A 23103-nucleotide genomic window follows, 5' to 3' on the forward strand; every position below is an offset into this window, starting at 1 on the left:
GCAATGTCCGCGTGTTTTCCCGACTCTGATGCTTGGATGCTCCATGTGCTGACCAATTGCCGCCGGAGTTGACAACGGGAGATCAGATTCGATGAAGCGTGCGATCCGCGCCGTCGCCCTCACTGCCTGTCTAGCCCTGGCAGCCTGCGGCAATAGCCCGAAACCCGACGACGCGCCGCCACCGCCGCCCCCGCGGACGCTCACCATCGGCATCAAATTCGATCAACCCGGACTCTCGGTCGAGGGCGTCGACGGCAGACCACGCGGGTTCGACGTCGACGTCGCGACCTATATCGCCGGGAAGCTGGGCGTCACGCCCGAGCACATCACCTGGCGCGAGGCCCGCACCGACCAACGCGAAACCCTCCTGAGCTCCGGCACCGTCGACTTCGTCGTCGCCTCGTACTCCATCACCGCCGCCCGACAGCAGCTGGTCTCCTTCGCCGGGCCTTACCTGCTGGCCGGCCAGGACCTGCTGGTGCGACAGAGCGAACGCGCCATCGACCAGCCCGAGGACCTCGACGGCCGCACCGTCTGCACCGCCGAGGGCTCCACCGCCGCCGACAAGATCCGCCGCAGCTTCGCCCGCTTCGTCCGCCTCACCACCCGGGACAGCTACCCGCAGTGCGTGGCCGACCTGATCAGCGGCACCGTCGACGCCGTCACCACCGACGACGTCATCCTCGCCGGCTACGCCGAGGAGCACCCCGGCACGCTGCGGCTGTCCGGCCACCGGTTCACCCGCGAACGCTACGGCGTCGGAGTCCGCAAGGGCGACATCGAATTGCAGGGCCGCATCACCTCGATCATTCGGATGATGATCGACGACGGCAGCTGGCGGCGCGCACTGGAAAAGCACCTCACCGCGACCAGTTACAAACCGCTGCCCGCGCCCGCGGTATTCAACGCCCCCGACCGCACTGTCGAACCCGGCGACCCCACCACCCTCGACCCGGAATTGGTGAAAGCCGCCAAAGCCGTCGCCGCCACCTCCAATGCCCGCGACTGGGAAGGATTCCGCTCCCTGGTCTGCCCCGAGAACGCCGACGCCATCGACGAAATTGTTTTCCAATACACCCCCCAATACGACAAAACCCTGGGCCCGGAAATACGCAATGCCGGTTACACCAATACCGTCACCGGCGTCACCCAATCCGGCGCCGACTCCGCTACCTTCGCATTCCACGAGACGTTCACCAATGTGCCCGAGAAATACCGGCACTACTTCAAGGACGTCGACTACACCGGCGCCATGGTCCGGCGCGAGGGCTCCTGGAAGCTGTGCAGCCTCACCGCCGACTTCGTCGAACCCTGACCGCGAAATAATGCGGTGCGCCGGGACGGGCGGTGGACCTACCGTGAAAGGCAGTCGATCGAAAGGACTGTCCGATGTTTCCCGTCGAGCTGCGCGGTACCCGAGCGCAGACGCTCATGTGGGCCCACGAGCACGAGGTCGGCGCGGCCGCGCTTCAGCAGCTGCGCGATATCTCGCAACTGAAATGGGTGTACGGCGTCCGCGTGATGCCGGACGTGCACCTGGGCAAGGGCGCGACAGTCGGATCGGTCATCGCCATGCGGGACGCGGTCGCCCCCGCGGCCGTCGGTGTGGACATCGGGTGCGGTATGGAAGCGGTGCTCACCTCGCTCACCGCGTCCGACCTGCCCGACAACCTGCACTCGCTGCGCTCCCGCATCGAGGCGGCGCTGCCGGTCGGCTTCGCGGCGCACCGCGAACCCGTCGACGTGAACCGCCTGAACGCCGAGGTCTTCGGCCAGCGCGCCGCGGGCACCACCATGCGCGCGGGCTGGGAGCGGTTCTGGAAGGGCTTCGACACCCTGGATCCGATCGTGCGACCCCGGGAAGCGAAGGCCCACAACCAGATGGGAACCCTCGGCGGCGGCAACCACTTCCAGGAACTGTGCGTCGACACCGAGGACCGGGTGTGGATCCTGCTGCACTCCGGAAGCCGCAATATCGGCAACGAGATCGCGCAGCGGCACATGGCCGTCGCCCGCGACCTGCCGCACAACCAGGACCTGCCGCACCGCGACCTGTCGGTATTCCTCTCCGGCACGCCGGAAATGGACGCCTACCGGCGCGACCTGACCTGGGCCCAGGAGTACGCGGCCCGCAACCGGGCCGTCATCCTGGCACTGGTCTGCAAGGCCGTGCGCGATGAATTCGACGGGCTGGCAGTGCGTTTCGACGAGCCCATCTCCTGCCACCACAACTATGTGGCGGAGGAGATCATCGACGGAATTCCGATGCTGGTCACCCGCAAGGGTGCGGTCCGGGCCGGCGCGGGCGACCTCGCGCTGATTCCCGGTTCCATGGGAACGCGGTCGTATGTGGTTCGGGGCAAGGGGAATCCGGCCTCGTTCCAGTCCGCCTCACACGGGGCGGGACGGCGGATGAGCCGCAACGCGGCCAAGAAGCAGTTCACCGTGGCCGACCTGGTGAAGCAGACCGAGGGCGTCGAGTCCCGCAAGGACGCCGGGGTGATCGACGAGATCCCCGCGGCGTACAAGGACATCGACCAGGTCATCGCGGCCCAGGCGGATCTGGTGGACGTGGTCGCCACGCTGCGGCAGGTGCTGTGCGTGAAGGGGTGAGAACGGGTCAGCGGCGGCGGAACGTCGCCGCTGCACCCGCACCCACCAGCAGGATGCCCACGATGAGCGGGAATCCGGTCTGCAACCACTGGTAGAGCGCGACATGCATCTCGTCCGACAGGGGTAGATCGCCGATCAGTCGGAAGGTGTCGTCCGGGAAGATGAAGTGGATGATCCCGGGCAACACTCCCCACACCAGCCCCGCCACGACGGTGCCCGCCGGGGAGTAGGCGGCCAGCGCCGCCACCACCAGGAAAAGCGCTGCGGCCAGCAGGATCTGGAAGGTCGAACCGACCCGGTCCGCGAAGTCCCCCAGGATCGCCCACTGTCTGGTCCCGGCCGCGCCGCGGGCGGCCAGCGCGATCCCGACGGGGGTGATCAGCAACCCCGCCAGGGTGCCGGCCACCGTCCGCGACACCGTGCTGCTGCTACGGAACTGCGCCCCGGGCGGAGTCCACCCCGCGGGCGACGGAAACTTCTCCGGCATGTACGTCTCCCTGCGCGCCCCCGGACGCCTTCGTGCCCGGAACCCTATTGTCCGTCCGCACAGCGGATTCCGCCCGATCTTGACGGCACCGCAATCGAGGCGGGTTCCAACGGTTGTCTCACGCGCGCAATGCCCGCTCGGGAGGGCGGCCACGTTCGGCGCCGCCGGGACGCCCGGGTGGAAACGCACCACCGGCCGGCTCCCGGGACTCCCCACGGTTCGGCTGCTGATCGACATCGCGGCCACCGCCGGGGCGCCGGATCCCGAGGCCGCCGCGCAATGCCTGTGGGCGGGGATGCACGGCCTCATCACGCTGTGCCAGGACCGGCCGAGCTTCCGTGGCTGCCGCTCGATCGCCTGGTCGACACCCTGATCGCGGCCCACTCCGGCACCGGATAACCGACCGCGCGGGGGTCCGAAGTTCGCCGGACATCCGGGCGGCGGCGCCGCGGTGTCGGTGCGGTGAGGCACGATGGAGCGCGTGACCTCGACCGACTCCTCCCCCACCGCCCCCGTGTCCACCGATCTGCGCGAGGACGCGGAACGGCTGCTGCGGGAGCTGGCCGGGCCCGCCGCGCGGCTCCGGGAGGACCAGTGGGTCGCGATCGAGGCGCTGGTGGTGCACCGGCGGCGGGCGCTGGTGGTGCAGCGCACCGGGTGGGGTAAATCCGCCGTCTACTTCATCTCCGCGAAGCTGCTGCGGGCCCAGGGGCGGGGGCCGACGGTGATCGTGTCGCCGCTGCTGGCGCTGATGCGCAACCAGGTGTCGTCGGCCGAGCGCGCGGGAGTCGTGGCGGCGACCATCAATTCGGGCAATGTCACCGAATGGGACGAGATCCACGCGCGGGTGGCCGCCGGTGACGTCGACGTGCTGCTGGTCAGCCCGGAGCGGTTGAACAATCCGGACTTCCGGGATTCGGTGCTGCCCAAGCTGGCCGCCGACGCCGGACTGGTGGTGATCGACGAGGCGCACTGTGTATCGGACTGGGGGCACGACTTCCGGCCGGATTACCGCCGGATCCGCACGCTCATCGCCGATCTCGGCTCGGCGGTGCCGGTGCTGGCCACCACGGCCACCGCCAACGACCGGGTGGTCACCGATGTGGCCACCCAGATCGGCACCGACACCCTGGTGCTGCGCGGCAGCCTGGACCGGGAATCACTGCATCTGTCGGTGGTGACGATTCCGGACGCGGTGCGGCGCACGGCCTGGCTCAGCAAACGACTGCACGAACTGCCCGGCTCGGGCATCGTCTACGCGCTCACCGTGGCCGCGGCCCACGACCTCGCCGACGTGCTGAACTCGCACGGGCACCACGTCGCCGCCTACACCGGGCAGACCGACCCCACCGAACGCGAGGCGCTCGAGGCCGCGCTGCTGAACAACGAGGTGAAGGCGCTCATCGCGACCTCCGCCCTCGGAATGGGTTTCGACAAGCCCGATCTCGGCTTCGTGGTGCACCTGGGCGCGCCCTCCTCCCCCATCTCCTACTACCAGCAGGTGGGCCGCGCGGGCCGCGGCACCGAACGCGCCGAGGTGGTGCTGCTGCCCGGTCACGAGGACCGCCAGATCTGGAGCTACTTCGCCTCGGTGGCCTTCCCGCGCGAGCACATCGTGCGCTCGGTGCTGGCCGCCCTCGACACCGAGCGGCCGCTGTCGACCGCGGCATTGGAACCGCTGGTGGAGCTCAATCGCTCACGCCTGGAGATGGTGCTCAAGGTGCTGGACGTGGACGGCGCGGTGCGCCGGGTGCGCGGCGGCTGGCTCGGCACCGGCGAACCCTGGGTCTACGACACCGAACGCTACGAGCGCCTGAGCGTCGCGCGGGAGGCCGAGCAGCAGGCCATGATCGACTACCAGTCGACCAGCCAGTGCCGGATGACGTTCCTGCGCAGCCAACTCGACGACCCGGGCCTGGTGCTCGGCACCCACTGCGGGCGCTGCGACAACTGCACCGGAGCCACCCAGGACACGGCGGTCGACGACTCCGACCTGGCCGACATCCGCACCCGCCTGGACCGCCCCGGCATCGACCTGGCGCCCCGCAAGCAGTGGCCCACCGGCCTGGCCAAACTCGGAATCCCCTTGTCCGGCAAGATCACCGACGGCCCCGAGACCGGTCGCGTCCTGGGTCGCCTCAGCAATCTCGGCTGGGGCCAGCGGCTACGCCCGCTCCTCGACGGTCCCGACGCCGCCGTCCCCGACGAGGTCTTCCGCGCCTGCACCATCGTGCTGCGCGAATGGGGTTGGGCCCAGCGCCCGACCGCCGTCCTGGCCCTCGACTCCGGCGCCCGCCCCCTGCTGACCCGCTCCCTGGCCGCCCGCCTCGCCGAGATCGGCCGCCTCCAGGATCTGGGCGTCCTCACGCTGCGCCCCGACCTGCCGCCGGTCTCCGCCGCCAATTCCGCCCACCGGGTCGCCGCCCTCCACAATGCCTGGGAGACACCGGATCTCACCGCCGTCGACGGCCCCATCCTGCTGGTCGACGCCCTCACCGACACCGGCTGGACCTTCACCATGGCCGCCCGCCAGCTCCGCGCCGCCGGTGCCGACGCGATCCTTCCCTTCGCGTTGGCCACCCCTTCCTGACCTTCGGGCGTACCGTCGAACAGGGAAGGGAGAGAGCATGAGTACGGGGAACAGCGGCGACGAGGCCAACGATCCGCGGGCGCGCTGGCGCCGGCTGCCGCCCGAGCCGGCGCAGTGGATCGAGGAGGTCGACCGGGAGCATTCGGCCGTCGACTTCGGCTCGGACCACGACCCGGACGGCAAGGCCGCCACCTACGGGGGCACCGCCGGGCCCTGACCCGCTCAGGCGTCGGGGGTGGGCCGCCGGTTCTCGAGGTTCTCGATGGCGTCGACGTAGCGCAGCATGAGTCGCGCGAAGTCGAGGCGGTCCTGTTCCGGCCACTCGGCCGTGATGTATTCGAAGGCGGCGCGCTGCTGTCCACGGAAGCGGGTCATGAACTCCAGGCCCTCGGGGCTGAGTTCGAGGACGGCGCGTCGGCCGTCCAGCTGCGAGGGGACGCGCAGCAGGTAGCCCGCCTTGATGTTGTCGGTGACCATGCGACTCGCCACCGACGGGTCCACGCACATGGCCGCGGCGATACCGCCGACGGTCATCTCCCCCGGTTCGTCCTGCCCGCAGCCCAGGACCAGGCCCAGCACCAGGGCGCGGGTGGAGTCCTTGGCGCTGATCGGGTTCTCGACCTGCTGCAGGACGCCGCGGCGGAGCTTGCCGAAGGCCGGGCCGATGGCATCCAGCAGCTCGTCGGGGGTGCGGTCGTCCGTCGTCATCCCCACATCGTATCTGCATGCATGTCGGCATCTGCGTGCATCCTAGAACATATGTGTTGACTAGCAACTGTGTGCATGACAGCATGCATTTCATGACCATTCTCGTCACCGGCGCTCGCGGCCAGATCGGCCGCGCCGTCCTCACCTCCCTGCACACCCGCGGTCTCCCGGTCCGCGCGGCCAGCAAGGCCCCCTCGGCCCTCGACCTCCCCGCGGGGATCGACGCCGTCGCCCTGCCCGACGATCTCGAAAGCCTCACCGCCGCACTGAAAGACGTGCGCCAGGTCTTCCTCTACGCCAACCCCGCCGCCGCGGACACCTTCGCGCGGGCCGCCGCGGCCGCCGGGGTGGAGCACGTCGTCCTGCTGTCCTCCTCCGCGGTCAACGATCCGAACGCCGCCGACAACCCCATCGGCGCGAGCCACCTCGCCGTCGAGAACGCCCTCGCCGCAGCGGATCTCGCCACCACCGTGCTGCGCCCCGGCGGCTTCGACAGCAATGCCTTCGGCTGGATCGCCGCGGTCTCGTCCGGCACGCCGATCGAGCACGCGTACCCCGACGCCGCGCTGGCCATGATCCATCCCCTCGATATCGCCGACATCGCGGTCGCCGCCCTCACCGGCGGCGAATTGCGGGGCCGCACAGTCACTCTCACCGGACCGGAGGCGATCAGCTTCCGCGCGCAGATCGGTCACCTCGCCGCGGCCCTCGGCCGCGACATCCCGATCACCACCATCACCCCGGCCGAGGCCGAGGCACAGATGTCGCGCACCATGCCGCCCTACATCGTGAGCGCCCTGCTGAACATCTGGGCCATCACCACCGACACGCCCGAAGCCCCGGCCGACACCACCGAGACCCTGCTCGGCATCCCCGCCCGGACCTTCGAACAGTGGGCCCGGGAGAACGCGCCCGCCTTCACCACCTCCTGACGACTGGGTGCGCCCCGCGCCACGCCGAGCTGGTTCCGGTGACCTCGCGCGGGTTGCCGGTGAGTCGCGGAATCTGCCGACCATCGGGGGCCCGGCGCGTAGGATCGGACGAATCCCGCAGTCGCCGAACGATCCCGGGGAGTTCAGCATGGCGTCCGCATCACCCAAGATTCCACCGTTGCCGCTCCTGCGCGCCGTCACCTGGCTGCGCGACAGCCTGGCCGTCCTACACCGGCGGCTGGTCCCCGGCCACATCGCCCTCTTGGAATTGGGGACGGCCGGATACGTCTCGCAGGCCATCTGCGCGGCGGCCGAGCTGGGCATCGCCGACGCGCTGGCCGATGGCCCCAAACCGGCCGCCGAGCTGGCGCGCACCCTGAACGTGGACGAGGACGCGCTGCGCCGACTGCTACGCCTGCTGGTCAGCTGGGGCGTGTTCGACCAGCGCCGCGACGGGACCTTCCAGCTGACCGGCATCTCGCAGGGGCTGCGCACCGAGGCCGACGTCTCCCTGCGCGATCTGTTCGTCTTCTTCGGCTCCGAACTGCATCGCAAGCATTGGACGCATCTCGCCACCTCGGTCCGCGCCGGCGGGTCGCTGTGGCCGGAGCTGGAGGGCATGGAGTTCTTCGAGTTCGCCGAGCAGCACCCCGAGGTCGGGCAGGTCTTCGACCGGGCCATGACCAGCATCGGCAGCCTCTCCACCGAACCGTTGCAGGCGGCCTTCGACTTCGGCCGCTTCGGCTCGATCGTGGACGTCGGCGGCGGCCGGGGCAGCCTGCTCGTCGACATCCTGCAACGCCATCCGTCCATGCGCGGCACCGTGTTCGACCTGCCGCGGGTGGCCGAGGGCCTCGAGGAGCAGTTGCTGGGCCCCGGGCTCACCGGCCGCCTCACCGTCGAACCCGGCAGCTTCTTCGACGTCGTGCCCAAGGGCGCGGACGCCTATCTGCTCAAGCACATCGTCCACGACTGGAACGACGCCGACGCCGAGCGCATCCTGCGCACCGTGCGCACCGCCATGGAATCCGAAGCGCGGCTGCTGATCATCGAGATGGTGATGCCCGAGCACCACCGCCCGCATCCGGGCAAGGTCATCGACCTGGAGATGCTGATCCAGACCCGCGGCGGCCGGGAACGGACCCAGAACGAATTCGGAAACCTGTTGTCCCGCAGCGGTTTCGTGCTCACCGGGGTCACCACGACCGCCGCCCCGGACTGTGTCATCGAGGCTCGACCGACGGTCTGAACGAGGCGCCCGCGGGGCGTGTGCGGCGCAATCCACACGCCCACCGCGGGCTACCTCCTACCGCCCGGTTCCCATGGCGTCACCGGCGTTTCAGGCGGTACGGCGGATCCGCGGGCCGACAACCCCTGCGGCCCGATCGGTCCAGCCGTCCGCCATCTGCGCCAGCAGGAACCAGGCGGCGTGCACTTGTTCGTCCGACACGTTCTCGGCCGTTCGGAGCAGATGCACGGCGCGCACGTGCGCGGCCGCCATCGCATCCACCACGGCCCCCAGGGATTCGGCCCGCGCTGCACCCCTCCGCAGCGCTCGGCTCGCCACCCACTCGTCGATGAACGTCACCAGCTGAGCGCGTAGCTCGTCGATTCCGCCCACGTCGCCGGAGTGGACCCGGCGTCGCTGCAGATGCAGTTCGGCCAGCGCGCGGGACCAGCGGGTGACCGGGTGGTCCTCGGGCTGATCCCCGATGTGACCGCAGAACGCGGCCAGCAGCTCGTGCCAGTCGGGTAGCGGCGGGTCGTCGTATCTGGTGTCACGACCGCTCGCCCGCCACAACTGGGTGCTATCAGGTTGGGGTACGTACATACCTACCTCCACGGGCGCTGCGGGCGCACCCGGAGCCGCGGGCGGCCACCGGACCGCGAGCCCGGCGCGGCAAGGGCGGACCGCGCCGGATCCGGGCAACCGCTATCGGCGAAGGGCACATCTCGATGCGGCACCGGGTGCACTTCCAGCATGAACCGATCGCCGGTCCCGCCCACCGCCCTTCCCCCGCCCTCCCACTGCCCCTGCAATAGGAGAACGACCGCCCAGTCTGTACGGTTACTTGCCCTCTCCCCCAGCGCAATTCGCCCGTAACCGACGCTCGACTAAACCTTCACCAGGTCGTCGGCGTGCACCACCGGACGCTGCATGCTGTCGGGCAGCACGGCCGTGGAACGGCCCTTCATCGTCTGCAACTCATCGCTGTCGTAGGCCGCCACGCCACGAGCGACCAGCCCGCCGTCCGGCGCGATCAGATCGATCACGTCACCACCGAAGAAGTGACCCGTCACCTCGGTGATCCCCGCGGCCAGCAGGGAATGGCGACGCTCGGCCACGGCCGCCACCGCGCCCGCGTCCAGATGCACCGCGCCCCGCGCGTCGGCGGCGTGCCGGACCCAGAACTTGCGGGCCGACAACCGAACCGGGCGCGCCGCGAAGGCCGTACCCACCGTCGCACCCGACAACGCCGCCGCCGCGTCCGACGCGGCTGCCAGCAAGACGGGCACGCCGGCATCGGCGGCCAGGCGCGCGGCGGAGAGCTTCGACGCCATACCACCGGTACCCAGCGCACCACCCGAACCGGCGATCACACCGTCCAGATCCGCGCTGCTGCGCACCTCGGGAATGAAGTTCGCCGAACCCTTGCGCGGATCACCGTCGTAGAGGCCGTCCACATCCGACAGCAGGATCAGCGCGTCCGCGCCCACCAGATGCGCGACCAGCGCCGCGAGCCGGTCGTTGTCGCCGAACCGGATCTCTTCGGTTGCGACAGTATCGTTCTCGTTCACCACGGCGATGGCGTGCAGCGACCGCAGCCGGTCCAGGGTCCGCTGCGCATTGCGGTGCGGCTCGCGGCGACCGAAGTCGCCCGCGCTCAACAACACCTGCCCGACCACCCGGTCGTAGCGGGCGAACGAGGTCCCCCACGCGTGCGCCAGCGCCAGCTGACCGACACTCGCGGCGGCCTGCTTGGTGGCGAGATCCTTGGGCCGCTTGGACAATCCGAGCGGGGCCATGCCCGCGCCGATGGCGCCCGAGGACACCACCACCAGGTCCGAACCCGCGCGCATGCGGCCCTCGACCGCGTCGGCCAGCTGATCCAGGCGACCGGTGTCCAGACCGCCTTCCAGACTGGTCAGCGCCGACGACCCGATCTTCACCACGACGCTGCGCGCGGACGCGATGGCCCGCCGCGCGGCACTGAGCCCGTCAGCGCCGAGCTCCGCCGCTCCCTTGGCCTGTGCGCCACTCGAACTCACTTGCACCACACCTCAATTCGCCCGCGATACCCACGCACCGTCGCACCCGAATTCATTGTCCGTCCGCACCGGCCGCTCGCCTCCTCGCGAACGGCCGCGCGACACTGTATTACTCGTCGTCGTCGGTGACCAGACCACGGCGCACACGCGAGGCGTGCTTGCGCTCGGCCGCGCCGATGCGCTCGGTCTGATCCAGACGCGGGTCCACGCCGCGGCGGGTCATCAAGGTCTCCACGCCCGCGGAGATCGAAGGCTCCCAATCGAAGCAGTAGTCCGCGATGGTCACCGAAGCGCCGGGCTCCGCACCCAGCTTGACCAGCTCGTCCTCGACACCGAGGCGAGCCAGGCGGTCCGCCAGGTAACCCACGGCCTCGTCGTTGTCGAACTGGGTCTGGCGCACCCACCGCTCGGGGCGCTCGCCCACCACGATGAAGCCGCCCTCGACCTCGGGATCGCGAATCACGCGGAAACCGCTGTCGCCCTTGACGACCGGGCGGATGATCGCGCGCTTCGGCTCCGCCTTCGGATGCGCGGTGCGGTACTCGGCGACCATCTCGGCCAGCGCGAAGGTCAACGGGCGCAGGCCTTCCCGGCTCACCGCCGAGATCTTGAACACCGGCCAGCCGCGCTTCTCGAATTCCGGCAGCACGAACTCGGCCAGCTCGTCGGCATCGGGGATGTCGGCCTTGTTGAGAATCACCACGCGCGGGCGATCGGCCAGATCACCCAGACCGGTGTCACCGGCCAGCGCGGGCTGATACGCGGCCAGCTCGGCCTCGAGCGCGTCCACATCCGACACCGGATCACGGCCGGGTTCCAGCGTGGCGCAGTCCACCACGTGGGCCAGCACCGCGCAACGCTCCAGATGCCGCAGGAAGTCCAGGCCCAGACCGCGGCCCTCGCTCGCACCCGGAATCAGACCGGGCACATCGGCCACGGTGAAGGTGGTGTCACCCGCGAGCACCACACCGAGGTTCGGCACGAGCGTGGTGAACGGGTAGTCCGCGATCTTCGGCTTGGCCGCCGAGAGCACCGACACCAGCGACGACTTACCGGCCGACGGGAAACCCACGAGACCGACATCGGCGACCGACTTCAGCTCCAGAACGACATCGCGCTCCTGGCCGTCCTCGCCGAGCAGCGCGAAACCGGGCGCCTTGCGCGCCTTGGACACCAGCGCCGCATTGCCCAGCCCGCCGCGACCGCCGCGCGCCGCCACATACTGGGTGCCCGCACCGGTCAGGTCCGCGAGCACCTCGCCGTCGAGGCCCGTCACCACGGTGCCGTCCGGCACCTTCAGCAGCAGCCCCTCGCCCTGCTTGCCATTGCGGTTGCTGCCCTCACCGGGCTTGCCGTTGCCGCCCTTGGCATGCGGGTGGAAATGGAAGTCCAGCAGCGTGTGCACGTTCGGGTCGACCTCGAGGATCACGTCCCCGCCATTGCCGCCATTGCCGCCATCGGGACCACCCAACGGCATGAACTTCTCCCGGCGCACCGAAGCGCAGCCGTGCCCACCCTTGCCCGCGCGCACGTGCAGCTCGACACGGTCGATGAATTTGGACATATCGGTGATCATCCTCCTTCAGGACTTGTCGACTGGATGTGACGCCCCGGGCCTCGGCAGGAATGCCGGAAGCGGGGCTGAAACAGCAAAGCGGGCCAGGGTTACAACAAACCCTGACCCGCTTCGAAAAGCTAGTGGAGCGAACTCCGGTGCGCCGGTCAGGCGTTCACCGGCTCCGGCACCACGATGTTGACGGTCTTGCGACCACGCTTGGTGCCGAACTGCACCGCGCCCGCCTCGAGAGCGAACAGCGTGTCGTCGCCGCCACGGCCGACGTTGACGCCGGGGTGGAAGTGCGTGCCGCGCTGGCGGACCAGGATCTCGCCGGCCTTGACGGTCTGACCGCCGAAGCGCTTCACACCGAGCCGCTGGGCATTCGAATCGCGACCATTGCGCGAGCTGGATGCACCCTTTTTATGTGCCATGACTAACTCCTCGTGCAGGGGTGACGAACCCCAAGTCGGATTACTTGATGCCGGTGACCTTCAGGACCGTCAGCTTCTGACGGTGGCCCTGACGCTTGTGGTAGCCGGTCTTGTTCTTGAACTTGTGGATGCGGATCTTCGGGCCCTTGGTCTGTTCGACGACCTCGGCGGACACGGAAACCTTCGCCAGCTTGTCAGCATCGGAGGTCAGCTCGGAGCCGTCAACGACGAGCACCGGCGCCAGCGACACCGCAGTGCCCGGCTCACCCTCGATCTTCTCGACCTTCACCAGGTCACCGACCGCGACCTTGTACTGCTTTCCGCCGGTCTTGACGATTGCGTACGTTGCCATCGGTCGGCTGCCCTTCTTTCTTTACAAGTGCTCGGCACTATGCTCACACGGCCGGTCATCCGATTCACACCGGGGACCGCCGCAGACTGGTCTGGGGTATTCACCGCCGCCTCGGGCCAGTGGTTCTGCGAACCGAACCGGGCCCACTCACAGCACTAGTCACAACAGAGTGCCGTCGCAGGGGGCAGCGACTGACCAAGACTACAGGACAGGCCTGACCCCGACCAAACCGGGCCGCCCCGGCCGAAAACACGAAAGCCCGCCGGGTGCGACCGGCGGGCCATCCTGACCGACAGCGCGATTACTTGGCGCTGACGCTGCTGCTGCCGGCGGAGAGCAGCTTGGTGATGGTCTGCACGAGCACATCGCTCAGGAAGTCGGCTGCGGAACCCATGGTATTTCCTTCTTCAGTCGTGATCGGACGCCCGGAGCCTGTGCGCCCGACATGGCCGGACCGTGAGCGATCCGTGAATGGCGTTCATCACCCCGGGGAAAAGCTGTGGCCCCGCCGGAATCCGGCGGGGCCACAGCTCATCTCACGCTGACCGGCTAGTTCTCGCCCTCCGGCGCACCGGCGGGACGGCCCGCGGACCGGCGACGCGGGCGAGCCCGCGGCGGCACCACGGCCGGAGCCAGGTCGTCGAGGTTGAAGCCCGGCTTGTCGGCCTGATCACCGCTGGAGAGCACGAACACCGCGCCCTTGCTGTCGGTGGCCGGGGCCGACGCCGTGCGCGCCACCCGGCGACGGGCGGGACGACGACCCGAGGCGACCGGCTCGGCCGCGGCGGCCTCCAGGGCGGCGATCGCCGCGACGGCCGCGTGCGCCTCGGCGATCGGCGATTCGATCGCTTCCGGCTCGGACTCGACCACCACGGTGTCCACGGCGGGCGCGGACTCGGCGGCCTGCGCACCGGACGCGGCCTGTGCCTCCTCCACCAGCTCGGCGGCCTCCGCCGACGCGTCCAGGGCGGCGACCTCGGTCATCGCCGCCGCGGCGGCGCCGTTGGTGAGCGGCGCGCCCTCGGCGACGCCGTCCTCGTCGGGGTGGTCGGTGTGCGCGGCCATGGCCAGTGCGACCGGGTGGGCCCGCTTGGTGGCGGCCTTCTCGGCCTTCTCCGCCTCGTCCTCGTGCTTCTCGGCCGGTTCCTCGGCCACCGGCTCGACGGCCGGGGCGGCCTCGGCGGCGGCCGCGTTGCGGTCCTTGCGACGACGACGCGACCCCTCGCGACGGCTCACGCCCTCGCCGCTGTCCCCCGCCGGAGCCGAGGACTCGACCGGGTAGTTGTGCACCAGGATGCCGCGGCCGTGGCAGGTCTCACAGGTGGTGGAGAACGCCTCGACCAGGCCGGTGCCCAGCTTCTTGCGGGTCATCTGGACCAGGCCCAGCGAGGTGACCTCGGAGACCTGGTGACGGGTGCGGTCGCGGCCCAGCGCCTCGGTGAGGCGGCGCAGCACCAGATCCCGGTTGGACTCCAGGACCATGTCGATGAAGTCGACCACGATCATGCCGCCGATGTCGCGCAACCGCATCTGGCGCACGATCTCCTCGGCCGCCTCCAGGTTGTTGCGGGTCACCGTCTCCTCGAGGTTGGACCCGCCCGCGCCGGTGAACTTGCCGGTGTTGACGTCGACCACGGTCATCGCCTCGGTGCGGTCGATCACCAGGGTGCCGCCCGAGGGCAGCCACACCTTGCGGTCGAGCGCCTTGGCCAGCTGCTCGTCGATGCGCAGGCTGCCGAAGACGTCCACCGCGCTGTTGTCGTAGCGCTCGACGCGGGCCAGCATGTCCGGAGCGACCGTGCGGACGTAGTTCTCGACCGTGGTCCAGGCGCGCTCGCCCTCGATGACCAGCTTCGAGAAGTCCTCATTGAACAGGTCGCGGACCACCTTGACCAGCAGGTCCGGCTCCTCGTACAGGGTCTTCGGCGCGCCGGAGCCCTGCTTGGACTGCTCCTCGATGGTGCGCCAGGTCGCCTGCAGCCGCTCCACGTCGCGGGCCAGCTCCGGCTCGGAGACGCCCTCGGAAGCGGTGCGGATGATCACGCCGGCGTCCTGCGGCACGATGTCGCGCAGGATCTCCTTGAGCCGCTTGCGCTCGGTGTCGGGCAGCTTGCGCGAGATACCGGTCGACGAACCGCCCGGCACGTACACCAGGAAGCGACCGGCCAGGCTGATCTGCGTGGTCAGGCGAGCGCCCTTGTGGCCCACCGGATCCTTCGACACCTGCACCAGCACGGTGTCACCGGGCTTGAGCGCCTGCTCGATCTTGCGCTCCTTGCCGCCCAGACCGGCGGCCTCCCAGTTCACCTCGCCCGCGTACAGGACGCCGTTGCGACCGCGGCCGATGTCGACGAAGGCGGCCTCCATCGACGGCAGCACGTTCTGCACCTTGCCCAGGTACACATTGCCGACCATGGACGCCGAGCCCGTGGAGGTCACGAAATGCTCGACCAGGATGTTGTCCTCGAGCACCGCCACCTGGGTGGTGGAGGTCGGGTGGTCGGCGAAGTGCTTCTCGCGCACCACCATCACCCGGTCCACCGCCTCGCGGCGGGCCAGGAACTCCGACTCGGTCAGGATCGGCGGGCGGCGGCGGCCGGCCTCGCGACCGTCGCGGCGGCGCTGGCGCTTGGCCTCCAGGCGGGTCGAACCGCTGATGCCCTGCACCTCGTCGACCTGGGCGCGGCGCTTGCTGCGCGGCTCGCGCTCGTGCACGACCGTGTTCGGCGGATCGTCGTCGGAGACCTCGGGCTCGTTGTCGTCCCCGCCCTTGCGGCGGCGACGGCGACGGCGACGGCGGCTGCTCGAGCCCTCGGGCACGCCCGCGTCGTCATCCTCGTCGGCGGTGTCGGTCTCGGCGGATTCGGCCGACTCGTCCTCGGTCTCGGACTCCTCGCCGTCCTCGCCGTCGGCGTCACCGTGCTGCTCGCCCCGGCCCCGGCCGCGGCCGCGACGGCCCCGGCGACGGCGGCGCGAGGTGCCCTCACGCTGCTCACGATCCTGATCGGCGTCCCAGTCGCCCTCGTCCTCGGCGTCCTCGGCGGCGGTGTCCTCGGTCACCGCGGTCGCCTCGGTCACCGACTCCTCGGCGACCGGCTCCTCGGCGCGCGGCTTGCGCTCACGGCGCTTGCGGCGGGTCTCCTCGACCGCGGTGGCGTCCGGCGACAGGAACAGCGGCGCCGCGACGACGGCGGACGGCTGGTACTGGACCTGTTCCTCGGCCTGCGCCTCGCTCAGGAAGGGGCTGGCGAACAGGGTGGACTGCGCGCCGGCGGCCGGGGCGGCGGCCTCCGCGGCCTCCACTTCCTCGGCGGCCAGTTCGTCGGCGGCCCGGTCGTCGTCCGCGGCGATGGCGGCGTCGACGGTGGTCTCGGCGATCGGCTCGGGCCCGGCGGGGGCGGCCTCGACATCACGCGGTCCGAAGGCGTCGCGCACGGTCTCGGCGACGGTCCGGTCCAGGCTGGATTGCGGGCTTCTCGCCTGCGCGCCCATCTCGGTCAGGTGGGCCAGAATACGTTTGCTGGTGGTGCCCAGCAGCTTCGCCAGTGCGTGCACTCGGATCCGTTCCGGCAATTGTCCGGCAGCCGGGGTGATCTGAGCGCCCCCTTCACCGTTCACCTGCGATGCGTCCTGCGGCTCTTGATCGGCCACGAAATCTCCTCGGGGCCCCCGGGCGCGTTCCTCCGAGGAGCGACGCGGCCGACGCGGGGGCGCTGTCTTGTTGGCCTCACACCCGGAGGCGCGAGATCGTAAGTCTTCGCGCCGCGTGGCCCGTTATCACCGGTATCTCGTCGTTCGGGCTAACAGTTCACGTGGCGCCTGGTTGGTTGGCTCAACTCCGTGTCACGAGCGTTCATCCAGCGTGCCTGCCCGGCGGCCGAGTCTTGGAGCCGTCGGCGGCAGCGATGATCGTCCGTCGCTCCGCGGTGTCAATCGGAGGTGAACGATGCCTGCCGCAAACGGCCGGCGTCGGTCACTTCCAGAGCCAGTATCCCACACCGTGCCGGGGCGTCGTGCCCACGCGGCCCGGAGCGGCCTCGCGAGTCTCACGAGCGGCCGCTGGGTGGCAGGTCCGGGGGCGTGGCCCCGGACCCGGCCGAAGAGGAAGCGGGAGCAAACGCTCCCGGAAGATCAGTGCGCGAACCCGGGGAACCAGATGTCGATCTCGCGCTTGGCGGACTCCGGCGAGTCCGAGCCGTGCACGAGGTTGAACTGAGTCTCGAGGGCGTAGTCGCCGCGGATGCTGCCCGGGACGGCCTTCTCGACCGGGTCGGTGCCGCCGGCGATCTGGCGGAAGGCGGCGATGGCGCGCTCACCCTCGAGCACGGCCGCGACGACCGGGCCGGAGGTGATGAACTCGATCAGGGAACCGAAGAACGGACGCTCGGCGTGCTCGGCGTAGTGGACGACAGCCACTTCCTCGGAGACGTTCACGAGCTTCATGGCCGCGAGCTTCAGGCCCTTGCGCTCGATGCGGGTGATGATCTCCCCGACGAGGCCACGGGCCACGCCGTCGGGCTTGATGAGTACCAAGGTCTGCTCAGTCACCCGTGAAGCCTAACCGTCGCTTGCTCGGCAGGAAAAACGCAGGCCGGGGCTGATGTCCCGGCCTGTCCGATTCCGGGCGGTATTTCAGGCCCCCGACATGCGCTGGCTGGGCAGGGTTCCCGCCTCCATGCGCTTCTTCACGTCCGAGCGCAGGAACAGCACGAAGACCCACACGGCGACGAACACCACACCGATCACCAGGATCGAGATGTGGATGAAGCCGCCCAGCAGCAGCGCCACCTGCAGGGCCAGGTTGAACGGGATGGCCCAGGAGCGGCGCTGCACGCCCGCGCCCAGGAACATGACCACGGCCAGGCCCACCACGTAGAGCACCGACCACCAGCGCAGGCCGCCGCCGACCGCGCTGATCACCGGCAGCGCGAGCAGCACGGTGATGGCCTCCAGGACCAGGGTCCCGGCCATGACGCCGCGCAGGCCCTTCCACGGGTCGGCGGCGGGGGGCGGGACCTCGGGGGTGGCGTCGCTCATGCGGGATCCTTTCCGAACAGGCTGCGGGCGGACCCGGCGGTGACGACCGAGCCGGTGATGACTATGCCCGCGCCCGAGACCAGTTCGCCGTCCTCCCCGCCTTCGGCGAGGGCGATGGCGGTTTCGATGGCGTCGGCCAGGTCGTGGGCGACGGCCACGCGTTCGTCGCCGAAGCGCTGGACCGCGAGGTTGGCCAGGTCGTCGACGGGCAGGGCGCGCGGGGAGCCGTTCTCGGTGACGACGATCTCGTCGAAGACCGGTTCCAGGGCGTCGAGGATGCCGCCCGCGTCCTTGTCGCCCAGTACCGCGATCACGCCGACCAGTTTGCGGAAGTCGAATTCGCTGGTGAGGGTCGCGGCCAGCGCCTTGGCGCCGTGCGGGTTGTGGGCGGCGTCGATGAAGATGGTGGGCGCGCTGCGCATGCGCTCCATCCGGCCGGGGCTGACGCAGCTTCCGAATCCGGCTCGCACGGCATCGATGTCGAGCTGACGGGACGCGCCCGCGCCGAAGAACGCCTCGACCGCGGCCAGGGCGAGCACCGCGTTGCGGGCCTGGTGCTCGCCGTGCATGGGCAGGAAGATCTCGTCGTACACGCCGCCGAGGCCCTGCAATTCGAGCATCTGCCCGCCGATGGCGATCCGGCGCGACAGCACCTGGAACTCCGAGCCTTCGCGCGCCACCGCGGCGTCGACCTCGACGGCCCGGCGCAGCAGGACGTCCATGACCTCGGGTTCCTGCTGGGCGATGACGGCGACGGTGTCGCGTGGCGACAGTTCGTCCTCGGCGGCCTTCTTGATGATCCCGGCCTTCTCCCCCGCGATGGAGGTGAGGTCCGGGCCGAGGTATTCGGTGTGGTCGAGGCCGATGGGGGTGATGACGGCGACCTGACCGTCGATCACATTGGTGGCGTCCCAGCGGCCGCCCAGTCCGGTCTCCACCACGGCCACGTCCACCGGCGCTTCGGCGAAGGCCGCGTAGGCCATTCCGGTGAGCACCTCGAACTTCGACATGGCCGGGCCGCCCGCGGCTTTGGACTGCGCGTCGATCATCTCGATGTACGGCAGCAGCTCCCGGTACGTCTCGACGTAGCGACCCGGCGTGATGGGCGCGTTGTCGATCGCGATGCGCTCGGTGGCCAGCTGCAGGTGCGGGCTGGTGATCCGCCCGGTGCGCCGGTGCAGCGCGGTGAGCAGCGAGTCGATCATCCGGGTGACCGAGGTCTTGCCGTTGGTGCCGGCGATGTGGATGGCCGGATAGGACTGCTGGGGCGAGCCCAGCAGGTCCATCAGCGTCGCGATCCGGGACAGCGACGGCTCGATCTTGGTCTCCGGCCAGCGCTGGTCGAGTTCGGCCTCGACCAGCGCCATCTCGGCGAGATCCACCGGCGAGGTGCCGTGGGACAGCGGGCCCTCCGCGTACTGACGCTCCGGTTCGTCGTTCACTTGGCGGCCAGCTTGGCGATCTCGGCCAGGCGTGCGGTGACGCGCTCGACGTCGCCCTCGGCGATCTCCTTGCGCGCCTTGATCTTCGCGACCACCTCGTCGGGGGCCTTGGCCAGGAAGGCCTCGTTGCCGAGCTTGCCGTTGGTGCCGGCGAGCTCCTTCTGCGCGGCGGCGAGGTCCTTCTCCAGGCGGCGGCGCTCGGCGTCGAGGTCGACGGTGCCGGAGGTGTCGATCTCGACGGTCACGGTGGCGGCGGACAGGCGCACCTCCAGCGACGCGGTGGCGGCGAAGTCGTCACCGGCGGCGGTGAGCTTGGCCAGGTTGGCGATGCCGGCTTCCTGGGCGAGCAGGTCGACGGTGTCGATGCCGATCAGCTTGGCCGCCACCTTCTGGCTGTCGGACAGGCCCTGGTCGGCGCGGAAGCGGCGGATCTCGGTGATCAGCTTCTGGGTGTCGGCGACGCGGCGGGCGGCCGCGGCGTCGGCGGTCGCGCCGGAGACGGCCGGCCAGGAGGAGATGACGATGGACTCGCCCTCCGCGCCGTCGGTGAGGGCCTGCCACAGGGTCTCGGTGACGAACGGGACGGCCGGGTGCAGCAGGCGCAGCACGGCGTCGAGGACGGTGCCGAGCACGACGCGGGTGCTGGCGGCGCGCTCCTCGGAGTCGGCGAACTGAACCTTCGCCAATTCCAGGTACCAGCTGCAGAATTCGTCCCACGCGAAGTGGTACAGCCCTTCGAGCGCCTTGCTGAACTCGTAGCGGTCCAGGGCGCCGTCGACCTCGGCGATGACCTCGTCGAGGCGGTCCAGGATCCACAGGTCGCTGTCGGTGAGGGTGTCGCGGGCGGGCAGTTCGCCCGGCTGCGCACCGTTCATGAGCGCGAACTTGGTGGCGTTGAACAGCTTGGTGATGAAGCTGCGCGAGGCGGTGACGTGCGCGGTGCCGACCGAGAGGTCGCCGCCGGGCTGGGCGCCGCGGGCCAGGGTGAAGCGGGTGGCGTCGGCGCCGTACTCCTCGATCCAGTCCAGCGGGTCGATGCCGTTGCCGCGCGACTTCGACATCTTCTTGCCGTGCTCGTCGCGAATCAGGCCGTGCAGGAACACATCCTGGAACGGGACCTGCTTGGCGTCCTTGCCCGCGGTGAGCACCGGATCGTCGGAGACGAACATGCCGAACATCATCATCCGGGCGACCCAGAAGAAGAGGATGTCGTAGCCGGTGACCAGCACGCTGGTCGGGTAGAACTTGCGCAGTTCCTCGGTGGAGTCGGGCCAGCCCATGGTGGAGAAGGGCCACAGGCCCGAGGAGAACCAGGTGTCGAGCACGTCGGGGTCCTGGACGTAGCCCTCGGGGGCCTGCTCGTCGGGGCCGACGCAGACGATCTCGCCCTCGGGGCCGTACCAGATCGGGATGCGGTGGCCCCACCACAGCTGACGGGAGATGTTCCAGTCGTGCATGTTGTCGACCCACTCGAACCAGCGCGGTTCCTGGCTGGCCGGGTGGATCTGCACGTCGCCGTTGCGGACAGCGTCGCCGGCGGCCTTGGCGATGCCCTCGACCTTGACCCACCACTGCATGGACAGGCGGGGTTCGATGGGTTCGCCGGAGCGCTCGGAGTGGCCGACCTGGTGGATGTAGGGGTACTTGCGGCCGACCACGCGGCCCTCCGACTCGAGCCGCTCGCGGATCTTGACCCGGGCCTCGAAGCGGTCCATGCCGTCGAATTCGGTTCCGCTGTCGGCGATCTTGCCGGTGACGTCCATGATGGTCGGCATGGGCAGGTTGTGGCGCAGGCCGAGCTCGAAGTCGTTGGGGTCGTGCGCCGGGGTGATCTTGACCGCGCCGGAGCCGAACTCGGGGTCCACGTAGTCGTCGGCCACGATCGGGATCTGACGGCCGGTGATCGGGTGGTACACGGTGGTGCCGATGAGTGCCTGGTAGCGCTCGTCGTCGGGGTGCACCGCGACGGCGGTGTCGCCGAGCATGGTCTCCACGCGGGTGGTGGCGACGATCACGTGCGGCTCGTCGTCGTTCAGGGAGCCGTAGCGCAGCGAGACGAGCTCGCCCTCGACTTCCTTGTGGTCCACCTCGAGGTCGGAGATGCCGGTCTTGAGCACCGGCGACCAGTTCACCAGGCGTTCGGCGCGGTAGATGAGGCCCGCGTCGTAGAGGCGCTTGAAGATGGTCTGCACGGCGCGGGACAGCCCGTCGTCCATGGTGAAGCGGTCGCGGCTCCAGTCGACGCCGTCGCCGAGGCGGCGCATCTGGCCCTGGATCTGGCCGCCGGATTCGCGCTTCCAGTCCCAGACCTTGTCGACGAACAGTTCGCGGCCGAAGTCTTCCTTGGTCTTGCCGTCGACGGCGAGTTGCTTCTCCACCACGGTCTGGGTGGCGATGCCGGCGTGGTCCATGCCGGGCAGCCACAGCACCTCGAAGCCCTGCATGCGCTTGCGGCGGGTCAGCAGGTCCATGAGGGTGTGGTCGAGGGCGTGGCCCATGTGCAGGGTGCCGGTGACGTTCGGCGGAGGCAGCACGATGGAGTACGCGGGCTTGGCGCTGCCCGGGTCGGCGGTGAAGTAACCGGCGCCTACCCAGCGCTCGTACAGGTCGGCCTCGACGTCGCTGGGGTTCCAGCTCTTGGGGAGGGCATCGGCACGATTACGCGGGTTCTCAGAGGCTGCGCTGGTCACCGTGTGATTCTAAGGGCTGGGATTATCGCCCAACGACCGGGTTTTTCCCAGGGGTGATTTTGGATAGCCGAAGGGCGGGGCTCTCGGTGGATGAGGGACACCGAAAGCCCCGCCCTCGATGGCCAGCCTACCGTCGTTTCGGCGCATTCCCCCGGATCCTTGGCCAATTCTCAGGTTCTCACCCAAATGGGCCAGGGTAGACCAGGTTTCGTTGCATTCACGTTGTGTCGGACACATTGTTCCCGCGTCGTGACCGGAGTCGTTGCCGTGTCGTCACACGGCCTTTTCGAGGCAACCGACCGGTAGCCTGAAATCCATGAATCCGATTGTCACACGGTTGATGTCGACGGTCGCCGGCCAGCTGGGCCACCCCAGCGGCCTCCTCGGAAAGGGGGTCGCCCGCATGCTCAACCGCAGCAACCGCCCCCTGATCGAAGGCGCGGTCACCGCCGCCGAGGTCACCCCCACCGACGCGGCCGCCGATATCGGCTTCGGCGGCGGTCTCGGCCTCACGCTGCTGCTGGGCCGGGTCGGCACCACCGGCACCGTGACCGGCGTCGAACTCTCCGCGGACATGCTGTCCCGGGCCCGCGCCGAGTACTCGGCCGACGTGTCCTCCAACCGATTGCGCCTGGTCGAAGGATCGCTGACCCAGCTCCCCCTGGCCGACGACTCACTGGACGCCGTAATCACCTGCAACACCATCTATTTCGTGCCCGAGCTGGACGCGGCCTGCGCCGAGCTGGCTCGCGTCCTGAAGCCCAAGGGCCGCTTGGTGATCGGCATCGGCGACCCGGACGCAATGGCGAAAATGCCGTTCACTTCTTACGGATTCACGCTGCGCCCGGTCGCCGAGATCCGTGCGGCCCTGGAGCGGGCCGGCCTCACGGTCGATCAGCGCGAGGTCACCAACAGGCCGATGACGGGCTACCTGCTCATCGCCCGCCCGGCCTGAATACGACTGGCGCCCCACGCCTTTCGACGTGGGGCACC

The 23103-nt window shown here is 69.7% G+C and carries 19 protein-coding genes; 7 read left to right on the forward strand and 12 right to left on the reverse strand.

All coding sequences use genetic code 11. From position 1 onward, the window contains the following. Positions 1-91: 91 nt before the first annotated feature. Together ABZ382_RS18270 and ABZ382_RS18275 are read left to right on the forward strand one after the other, a co-directional pair. Positions 92-1315 (forward strand): glutamate ABC transporter substrate-binding protein, encoded by a 1224-nt coding sequence (locus ABZ382_RS18270; RefSeq protein ID WP_357090185.1) that lies wholly within the window; start codon positions 92-94, stop codon positions 1313-1315. A 74-nt stretch (positions 1316-1389) separates the two neighbouring features. Continuing rightward, entirely contained in the window at positions 1390-2613 is a 1224-nt protein-coding gene (locus ABZ382_RS18275) for an RtcB family protein (protein WP_357090187.1), read from the forward strand. Positions 2614-2620: 7 nt separating this feature from the next. On the opposite strand, the gene ABZ382_RS18280 is transcribed toward ABZ382_RS18275, so the two are convergent. Beyond that, positions 2621-3100: a hypothetical protein gene (locus ABZ382_RS18280; protein ID WP_357090189.1), complete on the reverse strand. Its 480-nt coding sequence runs from the start codon at positions 3098-3100 to the stop codon at positions 2621-2623. A 472-nt stretch (positions 3101-3572) separates the two neighbouring features. Here ABZ382_RS18280 and ABZ382_RS18285 point away from each other — a divergent pair, with 472 nt between their 5' ends. Both ABZ382_RS18285 and ABZ382_RS18290 read left to right on the forward strand, forming a co-directional pair. Further along, entirely contained in the window at positions 3573-5690 is a 2118-nt protein-coding gene (locus tag ABZ382_RS18285) for a RecQ family ATP-dependent DNA helicase (RefSeq protein WP_357090191.1), read from the forward strand. Positions 5691-5727: 37 nt separating this feature from the next. Beyond that, positions 5728-5907 carry a hypothetical protein gene (locus tag ABZ382_RS18290; protein WP_357090193.1) on the forward strand — a complete coding sequence of 60 codons (180 nt, stop codon included), beginning with the start codon at positions 5728-5730 and terminating at the stop codon, positions 5905-5907. 5 nt (positions 5908-5912) lie between these two features. On the opposite strand, the gene ABZ382_RS18295 is transcribed toward ABZ382_RS18290, so the two are convergent. Further along, entirely contained in the window at positions 5913-6398 is a 486-nt protein-coding gene (locus ABZ382_RS18295; protein ID WP_357090195.1) for a MarR family winged helix-turn-helix transcriptional regulator, read from the reverse strand. Positions 6399-6490: 92 nt separating this feature from the next. Here ABZ382_RS18295 and ABZ382_RS18300 point away from each other — a divergent pair, with 92 nt between their 5' ends. Continuing rightward, positions 6491-7330, forward strand: coding sequence for an NAD(P)H-binding protein (locus ABZ382_RS18300; RefSeq protein WP_357090197.1), 840 nt, complete (start codon positions 6491-6493; stop codon positions 7328-7330). A 148-nt stretch (positions 7331-7478) separates the two neighbouring features. Continuing rightward, positions 7479-8579 carry a methyltransferase gene (locus ABZ382_RS18305; protein WP_357090199.1) on the forward strand — a complete coding sequence of 367 codons (1101 nt, stop codon included), beginning with the start codon at positions 7479-7481 and terminating at the stop codon, positions 8577-8579. 90 nt (positions 8580-8669) lie between these two features. On the opposite strand, the gene ABZ382_RS18310 is transcribed toward ABZ382_RS18305, so the two are convergent. The 10 genes from ABZ382_RS18310 to ABZ382_RS18355 form a co-directional block, all read right to left on the reverse strand. After that, on the reverse strand, positions 8670-9161 hold the full coding sequence (locus tag ABZ382_RS18310) for a DUF4254 domain-containing protein (protein WP_357090201.1): 492 nt from the start codon (positions 9159-9161) through the stop codon (positions 8670-8672). A 284-nt stretch (positions 9162-9445) separates the two neighbouring features. Beyond that, the gene (proB, locus tag ABZ382_RS18315) at positions 9446-10525 is read right to left on the reverse strand and encodes a glutamate 5-kinase (RefSeq protein WP_357090723.1); all 1080 of its coding nucleotides are present in this window, start codon (positions 10523-10525) and stop codon (positions 9446-9448) included. 184 nt (positions 10526-10709) lie between these two features. Next, the gene (gene obgE / locus ABZ382_RS18320) at positions 10710-12164 is read right to left on the reverse strand and encodes a GTPase ObgE (protein ID WP_357090203.1); all 1455 of its coding nucleotides are present in this window, start codon (positions 12162-12164) and stop codon (positions 10710-10712) included. Positions 12165-12322: 158 nt separating this feature from the next. After that, on the reverse strand, positions 12323-12589 hold the full coding sequence (gene rpmA / locus ABZ382_RS18325; RefSeq protein WP_040806195.1) for a 50S ribosomal protein L27: 267 nt from the start codon (positions 12587-12589) through the stop codon (positions 12323-12325). A 40-nt stretch (positions 12590-12629) separates the two neighbouring features. After that, positions 12630-12941 carry a 50S ribosomal protein L21 gene (gene rplU / locus ABZ382_RS18330; RefSeq protein WP_357090204.1) on the reverse strand — a complete coding sequence of 104 codons (312 nt, stop codon included), beginning with the start codon at positions 12939-12941 and terminating at the stop codon, positions 12630-12632. 549 nt (positions 12942-13490) lie between these two features. Then, on the reverse strand, positions 13491-16514 hold the full coding sequence (locus ABZ382_RS18335) for a translation initiation factor IF-2 N-terminal domain-containing protein (RefSeq protein ID WP_357090725.1): 3024 nt from the start codon (positions 16512-16514) through the stop codon (positions 13491-13493). Between the two features lie 558 nt (positions 16515-17072). Further along, positions 17073-17489 carry a nucleoside-diphosphate kinase gene (ndk, locus tag ABZ382_RS18340; protein WP_357090206.1) on the reverse strand — a complete coding sequence of 139 codons (417 nt, stop codon included), beginning with the start codon at positions 17487-17489 and terminating at the stop codon, positions 17073-17075. Between the two features lie 84 nt (positions 17490-17573). Then, positions 17574-17978: a DUF4233 domain-containing protein gene (locus tag ABZ382_RS18345; RefSeq protein WP_357090208.1), complete on the reverse strand. Its 405-nt coding sequence runs from the start codon at positions 17976-17978 to the stop codon at positions 17574-17576. Next, positions 17975-19345 carry a folylpolyglutamate synthase/dihydrofolate synthase family protein gene (locus ABZ382_RS18350; protein WP_357090727.1) on the reverse strand — a complete coding sequence of 457 codons (1371 nt, stop codon included), beginning with the start codon at positions 19343-19345 and terminating at the stop codon, positions 17975-17977. Before ABZ382_RS18350 ends, ABZ382_RS18345 begins: the two co-directional genes overlap by 4 nt. Before the next feature lie 71 nt (positions 19346-19416). Then, positions 19417-22110 (reverse strand): valine--tRNA ligase, encoded by a 2694-nt coding sequence (locus tag ABZ382_RS18355; RefSeq protein ID WP_357090210.1) that lies wholly within the window; start codon positions 22108-22110, stop codon positions 19417-19419. Positions 22111-22426: 316 nt separating this feature from the next. Here ABZ382_RS18355 and ABZ382_RS18360 point away from each other — a divergent pair, with 316 nt between their 5' ends. After that, positions 22427-23065 carry a class I SAM-dependent methyltransferase gene (locus ABZ382_RS18360; protein WP_357090211.1) on the forward strand — a complete coding sequence of 213 codons (639 nt, stop codon included), beginning with the start codon at positions 22427-22429 and terminating at the stop codon, positions 23063-23065. Positions 23066-23103: the final 38 nt, after the last annotated feature.

The sequence above is a fragment of the Nocardia sp. NPDC005825 genome (genome assembly GCF_040630175.1).
Taxonomy (GTDB): Bacteria; Actinomycetota; Actinomycetes; order Mycobacteriales; family Mycobacteriaceae; genus Nocardia.

Coding starts and splice junctions, on each gene's coding strand:
- ABZ382_RS18360 (WP_357090211.1), top strand. CDS start 22,427: ATGAATCCGATTGTCACACGGTTGATGTCGACGGTCGCCGGCCAGCTG.
- ABZ382_RS18290 (WP_357090193.1), top strand. CDS start 5,728: ATGAGTACGGGGAACAGCGGCGACGAGGCCAACGATCCGCGGGCGCGC.
- ABZ382_RS18280 (WP_357090189.1), bottom strand. CDS start 3,100: ATGCCGGAGAAGTTTCCGTCGCCCGCGGGGTGGACTCCGCCCGGGGCG.
- ABZ382_RS18345 (WP_357090208.1), bottom strand. CDS start 17,978: ATGAGCGACGCCACCCCCGAGGTCCCGCCCCCCGCCGCCGACCCGTGG.
- ABZ382_RS18285 (WP_357090191.1), top strand. CDS start 3,573: ATGGAGCGCGTGACCTCGACCGACTCCTCCCCCACCGCCCCCGTGTCC.
- obgE (WP_357090203.1), bottom strand. CDS start 12,164: ATGTCCAAATTCATCGACCGTGTCGAGCTGCACGTGCGCGCGGGCAAG.
- ABZ382_RS18310 (WP_357090201.1), bottom strand. CDS start 9,161: ATGTACGTACCCCAACCTGATAGCACCCAGTTGTGGCGGGCGAGCGGT.
- ABZ382_RS18295 (WP_357090195.1), bottom strand. CDS start 6,398: ATGACGACGGACGACCGCACCCCCGACGAGCTGCTGGATGCCATCGGC.
- ABZ382_RS18350 (WP_357090727.1), bottom strand. CDS start 19,345: ATGGCGCTGGTCGAGGCCGAACTCGACCAGCGCTGGCCGGAGACCAAG.
- rplU (WP_357090204.1), bottom strand. CDS start 12,941: ATGGCAACGTACGCAATCGTCAAGACCGGCGGAAAGCAGTACAAGGTC.
- ABZ382_RS18300 (WP_357090197.1), top strand. CDS start 6,491: ATGACCATTCTCGTCACCGGCGCTCGCGGCCAGATCGGCCGCGCCGTC.
- ABZ382_RS18275 (WP_357090187.1), top strand. CDS start 1,390: ATGTTTCCCGTCGAGCTGCGCGGTACCCGAGCGCAGACGCTCATGTGG.
- ABZ382_RS18270 (WP_357090185.1), top strand. CDS start 92: ATGAAGCGTGCGATCCGCGCCGTCGCCCTCACTGCCTGTCTAGCCCTG.
- ABZ382_RS18305 (WP_357090199.1), top strand. CDS start 7,479: ATGGCGTCCGCATCACCCAAGATTCCACCGTTGCCGCTCCTGCGCGCC.
- rpmA (WP_040806195.1), bottom strand. CDS start 12,589: ATGGCACATAAAAAGGGTGCATCCAGCTCGCGCAATGGTCGCGATTCG.